The sequence below is a fragment of the Aequorivita sp. Q41 genome (genome assembly GCF_039831855.1).
In the GTDB taxonomy this organism is placed as follows: Bacteria; Bacteroidota; Bacteroidia; order Flavobacteriales; family Flavobacteriaceae; genus Aequorivita.
The window spans coordinates 594,468-608,817 of the sequence record NZ_JBDPMS010000001.1; the positions used below are offsets into that span (position 1 = coordinate 594,468).

Genomic DNA, 14,350 nt, shown 5'->3' on the forward strand with positions numbered 1-14,350 from the left:
ACTATTTTCTTCCCCACGCTTTTAAATGCACCTTCTTCTCTAAATCATTTTCAATAGCATCTGGTAAGTTCGGAAAAAAATCTATGCCTGTTTTAGCTTCAATTTCATCAATGGAAACCACATAATTGTAATAAGAACCGCTTACATTTTTATTGGGAATTAAAAAAGCAATGGTTTTATATTCACCATCGGCAACGTCCATAACAATTTTATAAAAGGTATTGGGAACAGAAACATTTTCATACCCAATTGCCTTCATATCTCCTTGTAAAACACCGCCAGTAACCACATAAACACCTTCGTATTTTTCAGCCCAAAATCGAACTTTTTGTTCTAAACGGTTCCAAATACCCGCATTAAATTCGTGATTCTGCGGACTTATATTACTTGTTAAGAATGTTTCTTTATAGGCATCATACGAAAACCCTCGGTCTGCTGCTGGACAAAGGTGCCCACGGTCATAACCAGAATTTTTATAGTTACGCCAATCAGCCGACTTAGTTTTTACGCTTTTATCTTCAATAAAATACGGTCTGTCAAAATCGTTTTTAACCAAATTTTTATCGCTTAATTTATAAGCAACCCACTCTGCCTGCTCGTGTGTTTCGGAATACGAAAGTGTGAAAAAATTATGCGCTATAATTACGCCTGTAGTTGAACTTGGAAGAAAGAAATCATCAAAAACTTCAGAATTCCTATTTATAGCATTTGAAGTTTGGGGTGCTGCCTTTTCGTCCTTGGCACTAAAATCGTCTGCATAATACAATGCAACGGTTACAAGAATAATTACAATGGGGTAAATGTATTTTCGATTCATTAAGGTTTAATTAAGTATTCCGCACATCCATCGCATCGCGCAATGCGTTCCCGATTAGCATAAAAGCAGTAACCAAGCTCATAATTGCAAGACCAGGGATAAGGGCTAGATAGGGTTTCCCTAAAATTATATAGGCGTAATGGTCTTTTATTATACCGCCCCAACTAGGCATAGGCGGTTGGGCTCCAATACCTAAAAAGGACAATCCACTTTCAATAAGGATAGCTCCAGCAAAATTTGCTGCCGAAATAATAACAACTGGTGCCATACTATTTGGTAAAATATGTTTTACAATTATTCTAAAATCTGTAAAACCCAACGCTCTTGCAGCAGTTACATACTGCATCTGTTTTACGCCCATTACCTGCCCGCGTACTACACGTGCTACTTCTACCCACATTGTAAGACCAACAGCGATAAAAACCTGCCAAAAACCTTTTCCCAATGCCAGTGTAATGGCAATTACCAAAAGCAAAGTAGGTATAGACCAAGTAACGTTAATAAGCCACATAATTGCTGCATCGACTTTTCCACCAAAATAGCCTGCAATTGCCCCCATGGCAACCCCTATTACCAATGAAATAAAGACCGCCACAAATCCAATTGCCAATGAAATACGAATTCCAATAAGCATACGGCTAAGAAGATCGCGGCCGTATTTATCAGTTCCTAAGAGAAATGTTTTTTCAGAAATATATTTTTTGGGAATTTCCTGTACCGTAGCAGTATCTGAGAAAAGAGAAAGCGCATATTCCTTTTGAAGACCTTCAGCTCCATCGGTTGTATATTCTGTGACTTCAATAGAAGTGTCATTCAATGAAAACTTTGAAATTGGAATTTCTGTATCTGCATTCTTTTTTCCGAAGAAGAAAACTGAAATGGGATTTTGCGCTGCAACAGCAACCGGAATTGTCAACATTTTTACTGAAAACCCCGGATTTTTTGAATGAATCGAAAGATGCATCTGGTTTGCATTTTGCGAATTGTCTGGCGCCAAAGCATAGGCAAAAACTGCAATAAGCACGCAACTGCATAAAAATATAAAACTAAAAACGCCCCAAAAGTTTTTCTTGAACTTTTGGAGCGCTATAGTAGTTAATGAAGTAGCTTTTTTCACATTTCAAATTTAGTAAAAAATAGCCTGTTTTCTTTAGAAAGCATCACTTGCTTTTAGGAGGGGTTAGTTTTTAATATCCGCTACTTTTTTTGCTTGAATGTTGTTTAATTTTAAATCTTCAAGTACATGCACTGCTTCTTCAACATACATATCTTTACTTAAGTTTTTATGCCATCTTTTACGTTTTTCCGATAAAGTTGTGTCTTGCTTCATCAAAGCAGCTTCATAAGGCAAAGATTCAAAGGTTAAGTGATTATCATAAGTATCAATGGCGTCAAACCGCTTTGCTTTTGCTTTACGTTGCTCAATTTCATTGCTGTAATCAGAAAAATTAAGGTTTACAACTTTTTCATCACGACGCTCTTTAATCCATTTCGCATTGTCATCTATCAGCTTCAATTGTTCGTTCTGTGCCATTCTTGATTTACTTTTCTGAATGGTTTCTTCATAATCTATATAACCATCCCAAATATCGTATTTTGCAGCATCAATTTTATCATAAGGCAACGGATTGTCATAATCTCTTTCGCCAATATCGATATAACTGTAACGATCCGGCATCACCACATCGCTTTTTACACCTTCCAACTGGGTGGAACCACCATTAACACGGTAGAATTTCTGAGAAGTAATTTTTAACGCCCCTAAGTCGCCTAAATCGTTTTTGCGTAACCATTGATTAAGATCTATCACATTTTGCACTGTTCCTTTCCCGTATGTTTGCTTACTACCAATGATAATCGCGCGTTTGTAATCTTGCATTGCCGCAGCCAAAATCTCGGATGCAGACGCAGAAAGTTCGTTAACCAAAATTACCAAAGGACCATCCCAAACTATTGCACTATCCTTATCTTCTAAAATTTCTTTATTTCCTGTGGAAGCAACTTGAACAACGGGGCCTTTTTTTATAAAAAGCCCTGCAATATCTACAGCGGTACGTAAAGATCCGCCACCATTATCACGAAGATCTAAAACCAGCCCTTCCATTCCTTCTTCTTTTAAGCGGATTATTTCTTTTTTAACATCCGTTGCGGCATTGCGTTCTTTATAGTTTTCCATATCGAAATAAAACTGTGGCAAATTGATAAGTCCAAATTTGCGATCGTTTTTTTCAATAAGTGAAGATTTTGCATACGTTTCCTCAAGTTCTACAACATCTCGGGTAATTGTTTTATCGGAAATCGTACCATCAACGTTTTTAATGGTCAATGTAACCTTAGTGCCTTTTGGGCCTTTTATTAGCTTTACAGCATCATCTATTCGCATACCCACAATACTAACAGCATCTTTTTCGTCTTCCTGTTTTACCTTCATAATAGCATCGCCCACTTCAATTTTCTCACTTCGCCAAGCTGGGCCACCGCTTATAATTTCAATTACGGTTATGTAATCATTCTTTTTTTGAAGCCTAGCCCCTATTCCTTCTAGCTTCCCAGACATTTGCAAATCGAATCTATCTTTGTCTGGTGGAGCAAAATAATTGCTATGTGGATCAAATTCTTCCACAATTGTATTTAAGTAAATTGCAAAATAATCCTTACGCTCCAAATCTTTGGTGAAATCGAAATATTCATCAAGTGAAGTTTTTGTTGTTTCGCGTGCTTTCGTTTCTAATTCTGTTAAAGATTTTGGAGTAAAAGGCTCTTCTTTAGCAGCAGTTTTTTTCTTAGCATCCTCTTTTTCATCGGTAGCAGACTCCCCTTTTTCTTTGTTTTTTTGATCTTCAACTAAATCATAGTATCCAGAAAGGGTAGAAAATTTCAATTGCTTTTTCCAACGAGCCTGCAAGTCTTTTAGTGAAGCAGCATACGTTAAATTGTCATAATCTACGTCTATGGTTTCTTTTTCATTAAAATTGAAAGGTTCACTTAAAACCTCAGGATATATTTTCTTTACATCCTCCATTCGTTCCTGAAAACGGGTATAAACCAAATTAAAGAAAGCAAGCTCTTTATTCTTTATTTGGTCGTCAATTTCGGTTTTGTATTTACTAAATTCAGCAATATCTGATTCTAAAAAATATCTTTTTAAAGGGTCTAAACCTTTAATAAAATTCTCATAAATGGCTCCTGAAAAGGCATCATTCAAGTCTTTTGGATCGTAATGCCCTTTTTGAAGCACATACGTAATTAAATCTAAAAGTAATTTGTCTTTATCAGGATCGTTAAATTCCTTGGTTGTGAAACTGCAGGATGCCACAGAAACAAAAACAGCCAGAAATAAAACTTTAAAATTCTTTTTCATTATCCGCATAATAGTATTGTTATTTAAGAGTGTCTAAATTAGATAAAAAACTGTGCCATTAAAGCATTTGGGTACTAATTTTTTGTTAAACAGTTTTTTCAATCTTGAATTCCTGATTCATCGGTAATAAATGTATTTTTGTTTTTCAAAATAAAAAAAAATGGCAAAAAAAAGACCCCTTATTTTAGTTACCAATGACGATGGTATTAATGCTCCCGGTATTCGAACGTTAATTGAGGTGATGAATACTATTGGGGATGTTTGTGTGGTAGCTCCCGATTCTCCTCAAAGTGGAATGGGCCACGCCATAACTATAAACGATACACTTTATTGCAATCGTATAAAAACAGAAAACAATGTCTCACATAAAGAATATAGCTGTAGTGGCACTCCTGTAGACTGTGTGAAATTTGCTGTAAATGAAATTTTAAAACGCAAACCAGACCTTTGTGTTAGCGGCATAAACCACGGAAGCAACTCTTCTATAAACGTAATTTACAGCGGCACAATGAGCGCTGCAGTTGAAGCTGGAACCTTAGGCATTCCCTCTATCGGGTTTTCACTTTTAGATTATTCGTTGGAAGCAGATTTCACTCCCTCTAAAAAGTTTATAAAAACCATTACGCAACAAGTCCTTAAAAATGGATTACCAAAAGGGGTTGTTCTTAATGTGAATATTCCAAAATTAGAGCTTCCACAAATAAAAGGCATCAAAGTGTGTCGCCAAGCAAATGCACATTGGGAGGAAAAATTTGACAAACGCACCAATCCTTTAGGGAGAGATTATTATTGGCTTACTGGCGAGTTTGTAAACGAAGATAAAGGTGAAGATACAGATGAATGGGCTTTGCATAATGGTTTTGTATCTGTAGTCCCCGTTCAGTTTGACCTTACTGCACACCACGCGATGAAAGAGCTAAACACTTGGGATTTATAACATAAAAAAAACAGAAAAAATTCAAATGAAACCACATATAAAAGAAATTTTAATCGGACTTGGTATTGGCGTGCTATCAAATATGGCTGGTAGCTATTTATACATATTCTTTTTTTCAAAACTAAGCTTAGAATCTACACTACAAGCAGCCCAAGAAAATGGTTTTCTTGGTAGTTTAATAGCGCTAGGGGCAATTTTAAATCTAATTGTATTTTTTATACTTTTAAAAAAGAATCAATATTATCGCGCGCGGGGAGTGGTTTTGGCTACCGTAATTGCCGCACTCATCATATTAATTTCGAAATTTTATTAAAAAGAAAAATGATTTTATTTATTACGCCTTAACTTAGTAATCAAGTTTTAAGTTTTGAGACTTTAAAATCAAGTATAGTAACAATTAAAAAACAACAATGAGACGCGCAGTTTTTCCTGGAACTTTTGACCCCATCACCCTTGGACATGTAGACATCATAAAACGCGCACTCCCGCTTTTTGATGAAATAATTATTGCTATTGGTGTAAATGCTGATAAAAAAACAATGTTCTCGTTAGAGGAAAGAATTCAGTTTATAAAAAGTACATTCAAAGGAGCTACTAAAATAACGGTAAAGAGCTATTCAGGGCTTACGGCTAATTTCTGTATTTTAGAGGATGCACAATTTATAGTGCGTGGCCTTCGAAACACAACCGATTTAAACTATGAGCAACCTATTGCCCAGACCAATTATAAAATGGCAGCCGTTGAAAGTATATTCTTAATCTGTTCGCCTGAAGTGTCTAATATATCATCCACAATAGTAAGAGATGTAATGCGGAATGATGGCGATTATTCGAGCTTGGTTCCTTCTTCCGTTATCAGTTAATTACAAGCTAAAAAATTTCAACTAAAAAACCCTTTCAGTTTCCTGAAAGGGTTTTTAATAGATTGTAAAATCAATCGAATTAAAGCGCTGCTACATGCTTAGCCATATTCGATTTCAAATTGGAAGCTTTATTCGTGTGAATAATGTTTTTCTTCGCCAATTTGTCGATCATAGAAACAACGGTTGGAAACATAGTTTCAGCTTCTTTTTTATCCGTAAGTTCTTGGAACTTCTTCATAGCATTACGGGCAGTTTTATGCTGGTAACGATTACGTAAACGCTTTGCCTCGTTGCTTCTTATTCTCTTTAATGCTGACTTGTGATTTGCCATTTTGTTTTTATTAAATTCTAATTTTTGTAGTCCGTAGGGGAATCGAACCCCTGTTACCAGGATGAAAACCTGGCGTCCTAACCCCTAGACGAACGGACCATTTTATTTTTCAATGCGGATGCAAAAATACAACTATTTTTGAATAGCGCAAATCCTAAATTACTTTTTTCAAAAAAAATTAATACGCTCTTGCAAAAAGTACTTTTCTAGAGGACGGTTTTCCAGTAACCATGCACGTTCCGGTACCAGTGTCAGCATATAAAGGAATACATCTAATTGTTGCTTTTGTTTCGTTTTTAATTTTCTCCTCTGTTTCATTAGATCCATCCCAATGTGCTAAAATAAAGCCTCCTTTGGTGTCTAAAACCTTTTTAAACTCCTCATAAGAAGCCACTTCCGTAGTGTTTTCTGCTCTGTGTGCCACTGCTTTCTTAAATAAATTGTCTTGAATCTCATCCATCAATGAAACTACTTTTTCGACAATATTTTCATTGCTGACGAATTCTTTTTGAAGTGTATCTCTTCGCGCCAGCTCCACAGTTCCTTTTTCTACATCTTTAGGACCGATTGCAATTCGTAATGGCACACCTTTTAATTCGTATTCGTTAAACTTCCATCCTGGCTTTTGGGTATCACGATCATCAAATTTAACCCGAACACCTTGCGCACGAAGTTTCTTCATTAAATCTTTAGCTACTTCACTAACCATTTCAAATTGCTCATCATTTCTATAAATAGGAACAATAACCACCTGATCTGGCGCTAAATTTGGAGGTAGTACCAATCCATTATCATCACTATGCGTCATCACCAAAGCCCCCATCAATCGGGTAGAAACCCCCCAAGAAGTTGCCCAAACATAGTCTAAAGTACCGTCTTTGTCCGTAAATTTAACATCGAAAGCTTTAGCGAAATTCTGCCCTAAAAAGTGCGAGGTGCCCGCCTGAAGCGCTTTTCCATCTTGCATTAAAGCCTCAATACAATACGTTTCTAATGCGCCCGCAAAACGCTCACTAGCTGTTTTTGTTCCTTTTATTACAGGGATAGCCATGTAATTTTCAGCAAAATCTGAATAAACATTCATCATTTGTTCTGCTTCCGCTATTGCTTCTTTTTCGGTAGCATGTGCCGTGTGGCCTTCTTGCCAAAGAAATTCTGCCGTACGCAAAAAAAGACGTGTACGCATTTCCCAACGAACCACATTTGCCCATTGGTTAATTAAAAGTGGAAGGTCACGATAGGATTGAATCCATTTTCGATAGGTATCCCAAATAATAGTTTCTGAAGTTGGACGTACAATCAACTCCTCCTCCAATTTTGCATCTGGATCTACAATAACACCACTGCCATCTTCAGCATTTTTCAATCTATAATGCGTAACAACAGCACATTCTTTTGCAAAACCATCCACATGACTAGCCTCTTTACTAAAATAAGATTTTGGAATAAATATTGGAAAATAAGCATTTTGATGCCCCGTTTCTTTAAACATCCTATCAAGCTCCGCTTGCATGCGCTCCCAAATTGCATATCCATATGGTTTTATTACCATACAACCGCGCACGCCAGAGTTTTCTGCTAAATCAGCCTTGACAACCAATTCGTTATACCATTTTGAGTAATCCTCTTCTCTCGTTGTTAAATTCTTTGCCATAGCCTGGTTTTTGGCACAAATGTTGTGTCTATGTTAAATGATTAGTTATTGTCCGCAAAACTACTTATTTTTATAATGTCCAACAATTAAATTACAGCAGATATGTTAACTCAAAAATACACTATAAAACGTTTCATCCCCATAACCTTTATAGGGGCTTTTACACTCTTGCTATCATCTTGTGGGACACACAATAGTGCTTATACTAATACTGATGGAATTTATTCTTCTGGAAGCACTTCAAATGCAAAAGAAGAGTATGCAGCCGATGATAACTCAAACGAAAAAGCAAATTACTACAAACAATACTTTCAAAGTAAATCTAATTCCTATTCAGACATACCAGAAGAAGGAGCGATTTTTACTGACATTGAAGCGTATTCTACCACTGAAAGCTTAGATGAGGATGGAAACATAGTTATAGAAGATAATTATACCGAAGATGGCTACGGGCCCTGGGGAAGCAATACCGACGACGTTACCATAAATGTATACAACTACGGGGGGTACAACTACGGTTTTTACAACAGACCATACTGGTATACGAACTATTGGAGTGGATGGGGATATCCTTATTATAATTATTACACCCCCTATTGGGGCATAAGCTATGGCTGGAATTATCCTTATTATGGTTATGGTGGCTATGGGCATTACCACCACCATACTTACGGTTATTACAATAATTATTACAACAATTCATATTACAACGGAGTAGCCTATAACCGAGGTAGAAGAAATTCAGATTATAACCGATCTGATGCCAGAGGAAGGTCAAGTAATGCTTCCTCACGTAATTCTTCATACAGTCGTACAGAAATTTCCCGTCGCGTAAATAGAAATAATGTTCGTGCAAACAACACAACACGCACTACACGTAGTACAAATAATGTGCGAACCAATAGAACAAACTCGAATGTAAGAAGTAACAACTCAAACACACGCGTACGAAACAACAACGCTAACACTACAACCCGCAATAATAATTATTCACAGCCTACAAGAAGCACAACTAGAAGCACTAGAAATACTACACGTAGCACAAGAAACAGCTCCTACTCTTCACCTTCCAGAAGCAGTAGCTCTGGTTCTGTTAGAAGTTCTGGCGGTAGCACACGTTCTAGCAGCGGAGGCAGAGGTGGCCGTGGTTAAAATTAAATCGAATTTACTTTAAATATAAAAACATTTAATGCCCATTGACAATTCATTTTTAATTAGAAATGATACTCTGGGCATTTTTTAGTTATTAAACTATATTATTCAAATGAAAAAAATAACAACTTTCCTATTTATTGCCTTTTTAGCAGCGACTTCCCAAGCTCAAAACAGCACTGATGGCTTGCGTTATAGCACAGACCAAAATACAGGAACTGCACGTTTTACAGCGCTTAGTGGCGCAATGGGTGCTTTAGGTGGCGATTTTTCAGCAATGAGCATCAACCCAGCCGGGGGAGCTGTTTTCTTAGACTCCAACTTACTGTTTTCCACTGCTTTATTTGACATTGACAATAAGGCAAATTATTTCAATAGTACTGAAAATAGCTTTTCTGACACCGCTTCTATAAATCAACTGGGAGCTGTTTTTGTGTTGAATAATGCAAACAAAGAATCTAAATTCAAGAAACTCACCCTTGGATTAAATTTCGAAACCACTAAAAATTTTAACGATGAAATATTCATCGCTGGCAACGGCCATACTTCAATTGGAGCGTTCTTTTTGGCGCAAGCGCAAGGAATTCCACTAAATCAACTCCAAAATTCAGATTATCAATTTTTAGGACAAACTCAAGGAACTGCTGCACAGAATGCATTCTTAGGGTACCAAGCATATCTTTTTGACCCTGTAGACCCAAACAATCCTTCAAACAGCTCGTATGTTTCAAATATCGCTGGAAACAACTTCAACCAGAAATATATTTATCTTTCACAAGGAAACAATAGTAAGTTTACCATCAACTTTGCGACTCAGATTACTGATAATTATTTTTTCGGAATTAATTTAAATACACATACCATTAGTTACGACCAAAGTACCTACTTGCTTGAAAACAACAATAATCCAGGCTCTACAGTAAATAGTGTCGGTTTTGAAAACAACCTTTCTGTAAATGGGGCTGGTTTTTCGGTTCAAATTGGAGCTATTGCAAGGGTAGCAGAAAAACTTCGCCTTGGATTAAGCTTGGACACCCCTACATGGTATCTAATTTCTGAAGAAACAACACAAAATCTTGAAAGCTCGAGAGTATTTGAAAACCAAATTATTAATGAATTTATAGACCCGAGAGTTATTAATGTGTATGAAGATTACACCTTGAAAACACCTGCAAAAGTGACTGCTAGCGCAGCTTATATTTTTGGACAAAAAGGACTAATCAGCTTAGATTATTCATATAAGGATTATTCATCGATTGATTTTAGTTATACGTTTGATGACAGCCCTTATTTTAACGATTTAAACAGAACTATCGAAAACTCATTAAAAGGCGCCTCATCATTTAATGCTGGCGCAGAATACCGCCTGCGTCAATTAAGTTTTAGAGGTGGATTTCATTATGAAGAAAGCCCCTACCAAGAAACAGAAGTGGTTGGAGATCTTAGTGGTTTTTCGTTAGGAGCTGGATATAATTTTGGCAATTATACGCTTGATTTTGCTTATTCAAGATCCGAACAAGAGCGCAACCAACAGCTGTATTCAGTAGGGTTAACAGATGCCGCCACTATAAATTCCATTTACAGTAATTTTATGGTATCAGTAGGCTTTACCTTTTAAATACCTCAAAAAACTAATAATAATTTTTGATTGTTACATAAAAACACTTAAAATAAAAACACCCACTTTTCAATACCAAAATGCTATTACGTATCTTTGCAGGCCTAAAAAATGAGATTTTAATTGATGGATTTAGAAAAACAACTAAAAGAAATAGAAGCAATGGGTGATGACCACATTGGTAGTTCTACAGAAACCCCAATGCGTTCTAACGCCTTTGAACTTAGCGATATTGAAAAAATTGCAAGCATAAAAAAGGACGTTCACAGCATCATGCAAACTTTGGGGCTCGATCTTAACGACGACAGTTTAAAAGGTACGCCAACAAGAGTTGCAAAAATGTTTGTGCAAGAGATTTTTGGCGGACTTCATCCAGACAGAAAACCAAAAGCTTCTACCTTCGAAAATAAGTACAAATACCAAGAAATGCTTGTAGAAAAGAACATTACACTCTACTCTACTTGCGAACACCACTTACTCCCTATTGTTGGAAAAGCACACATTGCCTACATTTCTAACGGCACTGTAGTTGGGCTTTCAAAAATGAATAGAATCGTAGATTATTATGCAAAACGCCCTCAAGTTCAAGAACGTTTAACAATGCAAATAGTTAAAGAATTACAAGAAGTTTTAAACACGGAGGATGTTGCTTGCGTTATTGATGCAAAACACCTGTGTGTAAATTCACGAGGCATTCGTGATATTGATAGCAGCACTGTAACTAGTGAGTTTGGAGGCGCCTTTAAAAACCCAGAAACACGACGCGAGTTTTTAGATTATATAAAACTGGATACTGAGTATTAAACAACTAACTCAGCAAAAAAAACCAATTCACCAATTATATCGAAAAAATTGAAACAGCAAGAATTATACATTTACAATTCGCTTACTAAAAGCAAGGAAAAATTCAATCCAATTCATGAAGGTGCCGTAGGAATGTACGTTTGTGGCCCAACAGTTTACAGCAATGTACATCTGGGAAATTGCCGAACTTTTCTTTCTTTCGATTTGGTTTTTAGATATTTGAAGCATTTAGACTTCAAAGTTCGTTATGTACGAAATATTACCGATGCGGGGCACCTAGAAAACGATGGGGAAAGCGGCGATGACCCTATTCTGAAAAAAGCACGAATCGAACAATTGGAACCCATGGAGGTGGTTCAAAAATACACGGTAGATTTTCATACAACCATGGCAAAATTTAACGCTTTGCCTCCAAGTATTGAACCTACCGCAACTGGGCATATTTATGAACAAATTCATATTGTTGAAAAAATAATCGAGCAAGGTTTTGCTTACGAGAGAAACGGCTCCGTATATTTTGATGTTGTAAAATTCAACGAAACTAACAATTACGGCAAACTAAGCGGAAGGCTTTTAGAAGATATGATTGCCAATACGCGTGAACTTGCAGCACAAACAGACAAGAAAAATCCGCAAGATTTCGCCCTTTGGAAAAAAGCGGAACCGCAACACATTATGCGCTGGCCATCACCTTGGAGCGAAGGTTTTCCAGGCTGGCACCTAGAATGTACCGCGATGAGCACCAAATATTTAGGAAACAACTTCGATATTCACGGTGGGGGAATGGATTTGAAATTCCCGCATCACGAGTGCGAAATTGCACAAGCAGAAGCCTGTAACCATATTTCCCCGGTAAATTACTGGATGCACGCCAATATGCTTACACTAAATGGCAAAAAAATGTCGAAATCTACTGGAAACTATATTCTTCCAAACGAAATGTTTACTGGAGAAAACGATGTTTTAAGCAAAGCCTTCTCACCTACTGTTACAAAGTTTTTTATGTATCAAGCACATTACCGAAGCATCTTAGACTTTAGTAGCGACGCATTAGAAGCTTCTGAAAAGGGATACAATAAGTTAATGGATGCCTACAGAATGCTGGATGATCTTACAACTTCAGAAAAAAGCAGCATAGTCGTTGAAAGCTGGAGAAAGTCTTGTTATGATGCAATGAATGACGATTTTAACAGTCCTATTTTGATTGCAAACTTGTTTGAAACAGTAAAGTTTGTAAATTCCATAAAAGAAGGAAAGGATACTATTTCTAAAACTGATTTACAATTACTAAAACAAACAATGAGCGACTTTCTTTTTGATGTTTTAGGACTGCAAGATATTACTTCTGAAACTTCCTTAGACACCGAAAAACTTTCAGCTGCTATTGAACTTCTTATTCAATTAAGAAATCAAGCGCGTGCCAATAAAGATTTTGCAATGAGCGATAAAATACGAGACGAGCTTTTGGCAAAAGGAATTCAGCTAAAAGACGGGAAGGACGGAACTACTTTTTCATTAAATTAACAATAAAAGTGAAAAAAATTATCACATATCCTTTTATACTTTTAATAAAAGGGTATCAACAATTTATCTCACCATTTACACCTGCAACCTGCCGTTATAACCCAACGTGCTCCTATTATACCGTAGAGGCATTGCAAACACATGGCTTAATAAAAGGAAGCTGGCTGGCTATAAAACGTATTGCAAGTTGCAATCCATGGGGCGGTTCTGGTCATGATCCAGTGCCACCCAAAAAGAAATGAAAAATATGCGCTACAATACTTTTTCGCTTTTGCTATCTTTACACAGCGCAATAAAATTTTTAATATGCATTATTTAAGTTTTACATGGAATCCTTCAGAAGGGATTGATCTTGGTTTTTTTATGATTCGTTTTTACAGTTTAATGTTTGTCGTAGCATTTACACTGGGTTGGATTATCACAAAAAAGATTTATGAAAGAGAAGGGCAGCCACAAGAAAAACTTGATAGTCTTTTTATATATATGGTAGTAGCCACACTTATTGGCGCTCGTTTAGGGCATGTTATTTTCTACCAACCTGAACTCTTTGCACAAGATCCACTTTCGGTATTTTTACCAATAAGCACTGTTCCTGAATTTGAATTTACAGGTTTTCAAGGCCTGGCAAGTCATGGCGCTGCAATTGCTATATTAATTGCAATGTATTACTACAGCAAAAATGTTATCCAGAAACCTTTTCTTTGGATAATGGACCGCATTGTTATTGCCGTAGCTTGCGGTGGAATATTTGTGCGCATCGGAAATTTTATGAATTCTGAAATTATTGGCAAGCCTTCAGGTGATTACCCTTTAGGAGTTCGTTTTGTGCATGAAGGCATCAGCAAACAAGAAGCCGTAAACGCAACTGGAATTCAGAACCCAAGTAAAGCATATGATGCCATAGTAAACAATCCACAATTTTCAGAAATGTTGAATACCGTACCTTTTCGCCATCCTGCACAGCTTTATGAAGCAGCAGGCTACGTGATTGTATTTTTGGTATGTTGGTATTTATATTGGAAAACGGAGCGCAGAAAACAGATTGGTTATATTTTTGGAGTATTCTTAATCCTTCTTTTTATGGTTCGCTTTATTGTAGAGTTTGTAAAAGAAAGCCAAGGTGGCTTTGAGTCTGTACTCGGGCTACTTTCCACAGGTCAATGGCTTAGTGTGCCATTCGTACTTGCAGGCATTTATAGTATGTGGAAAGCTTCAAAAAGACCACTTATTGATTAAAAAGACACCCCCATACATAGACGAATCATTATAAGACAGTCTAGGTATTTAGG

General features: G+C 36.6%; 14 protein-coding genes and 1 tRNA gene. 9 read left to right on the top strand and 6 right to left on the bottom strand.

Annotation, left to right across the window (positions count from 1 at the left end):
* Nucleotide 1: 1 nt before the first annotated feature.
* From ABJ955_RS02745 to ABJ955_RS02755, 3 genes are all read right to left on the bottom strand, one after another.
* Nucleotides 2-817, bottom strand: a complete 816-nt coding sequence (locus ABJ955_RS02745; RefSeq protein ID WP_347373072.1) for a DNA/RNA non-specific endonuclease — start codon at nt 815-817, stop codon at nt 2-4.
* Nucleotides 818-827: 10 nt separating this feature from the next.
* Nucleotides 828-1,934: an ABC transporter permease gene (locus tag ABJ955_RS02750; protein WP_347373073.1), complete on the bottom strand. Its 1,107-nt coding sequence runs from the start codon at nt 1,932-1,934 to the stop codon at nt 828-830.
* 63 nt (nt 1,935-1,997) lie between these two features.
* Nucleotides 1,998-4,178, bottom strand: coding sequence for a carboxy terminal-processing peptidase (locus tag ABJ955_RS02755; protein ID WP_347373074.1), 2,181 nt, complete (start codon nt 4,176-4,178; stop codon nt 1,998-2,000).
* Between the two features lie 160 nt (nt 4,179-4,338).
* On the opposite strand from ABJ955_RS02755, the gene surE reads away from it, so the two are divergent.
* From surE to coaD, 3 genes are all read left to right on the top strand, one after another.
* Nucleotides 4,339-5,115 carry a 5'/3'-nucleotidase SurE gene (gene surE / locus ABJ955_RS02760; RefSeq protein ID WP_347373075.1) on the top strand — a complete coding sequence of 259 codons (777 nt, stop codon included), beginning with the start codon at nt 4,339-4,341 and terminating at the stop codon, nt 5,113-5,115.
* 25 nt (nt 5,116-5,140) lie between these two features.
* Nucleotides 5,141-5,428, top strand: coding sequence for a hypothetical protein (locus ABJ955_RS02765; RefSeq protein WP_347373076.1), 288 nt, complete (start codon nt 5,141-5,143; stop codon nt 5,426-5,428).
* Nucleotides 5,429-5,525: 97 nt separating this feature from the next.
* The gene (coaD, locus tag ABJ955_RS02770) at nt 5,526-5,978 is read left to right on the top strand and encodes a pantetheine-phosphate adenylyltransferase (protein WP_347373077.1); all 453 of its coding nucleotides are present in this window, start codon (nt 5,526-5,528) and stop codon (nt 5,976-5,978) included.
* 79 nt (nt 5,979-6,057) lie between these two features.
* Here coaD and rpsT read toward each other — a convergent pair whose 3' ends face one another.
* The 3 genes from rpsT to proS form a co-directional block, all read right to left on the bottom strand.
* The gene (rpsT, locus tag ABJ955_RS02775) at nt 6,058-6,309 is read right to left on the bottom strand and encodes a 30S ribosomal protein S20 (protein ID WP_347373078.1); all 252 of its coding nucleotides are present in this window, start codon (nt 6,307-6,309) and stop codon (nt 6,058-6,060) included.
* Between the two features lie 27 nt (nt 6,310-6,336).
* Nucleotides 6,337-6,408 (bottom strand) — tRNA-Glu (locus tag ABJ955_RS02780).
* Between the two features lie 79 nt (nt 6,409-6,487).
* On the bottom strand, nt 6,488-7,963 hold the full coding sequence (proS, locus tag ABJ955_RS02785) for a proline--tRNA ligase (RefSeq protein WP_347373079.1): 1,476 nt from the start codon (nt 7,961-7,963) through the stop codon (nt 6,488-6,490).
* Nucleotides 7,964-8,065: 102 nt separating this feature from the next.
* Between proS and ABJ955_RS02790 the strand changes: the two genes are divergently transcribed.
* The 6 genes from ABJ955_RS02790 to lgt all read left to right on the top strand — a co-directional run bounded on the left by ABJ955_RS02790 (nt 8,066) and on the right by lgt (nt 14,297).
* On the top strand, nt 8,066-9,115 hold the full coding sequence (locus ABJ955_RS02790) for a hypothetical protein (RefSeq protein WP_347373080.1): 1,050 nt from the start codon (nt 8,066-8,068) through the stop codon (nt 9,113-9,115).
* A 112-nt stretch (nt 9,116-9,227) separates the two neighbouring features.
* A complete protein-coding gene (locus ABJ955_RS02795; RefSeq protein ID WP_347373081.1) occupies nt 9,228-10,733 on the top strand; it encodes a transporter in 1,506 nt (501 codons plus the stop codon).
* Between the two features lie 126 nt (nt 10,734-10,859).
* Nucleotides 10,860-11,537, top strand: coding sequence for a GTP cyclohydrolase I FolE (gene folE, locus ABJ955_RS02800; protein WP_347373082.1), 678 nt, complete (start codon nt 10,860-10,862; stop codon nt 11,535-11,537).
* Nucleotides 11,538-11,585: 48 nt separating this feature from the next.
* On the top strand, nt 11,586-13,061 hold the full coding sequence (cysS, locus tag ABJ955_RS02805) for a cysteine--tRNA ligase (RefSeq protein ID WP_347373083.1): 1,476 nt from the start codon (nt 11,586-11,588) through the stop codon (nt 13,059-13,061).
* A gap of 8 nt (nt 13,062-13,069) precedes the next feature.
* Nucleotides 13,070-13,303: a membrane protein insertion efficiency factor YidD gene (gene yidD / locus ABJ955_RS02810; RefSeq protein ID WP_347373084.1), complete on the top strand. Its 234-nt coding sequence runs from the start codon at nt 13,070-13,072 to the stop codon at nt 13,301-13,303.
* Between the two features lie 64 nt (nt 13,304-13,367).
* A complete protein-coding gene (gene lgt, locus ABJ955_RS02815) occupies nt 13,368-14,297 on the top strand; it encodes a prolipoprotein diacylglyceryl transferase (RefSeq protein ID WP_347373085.1) in 930 nt (309 codons plus the stop codon).
* The last annotated feature ends 53 nt before the right edge of the window (nt 14,298-14,350 follow it).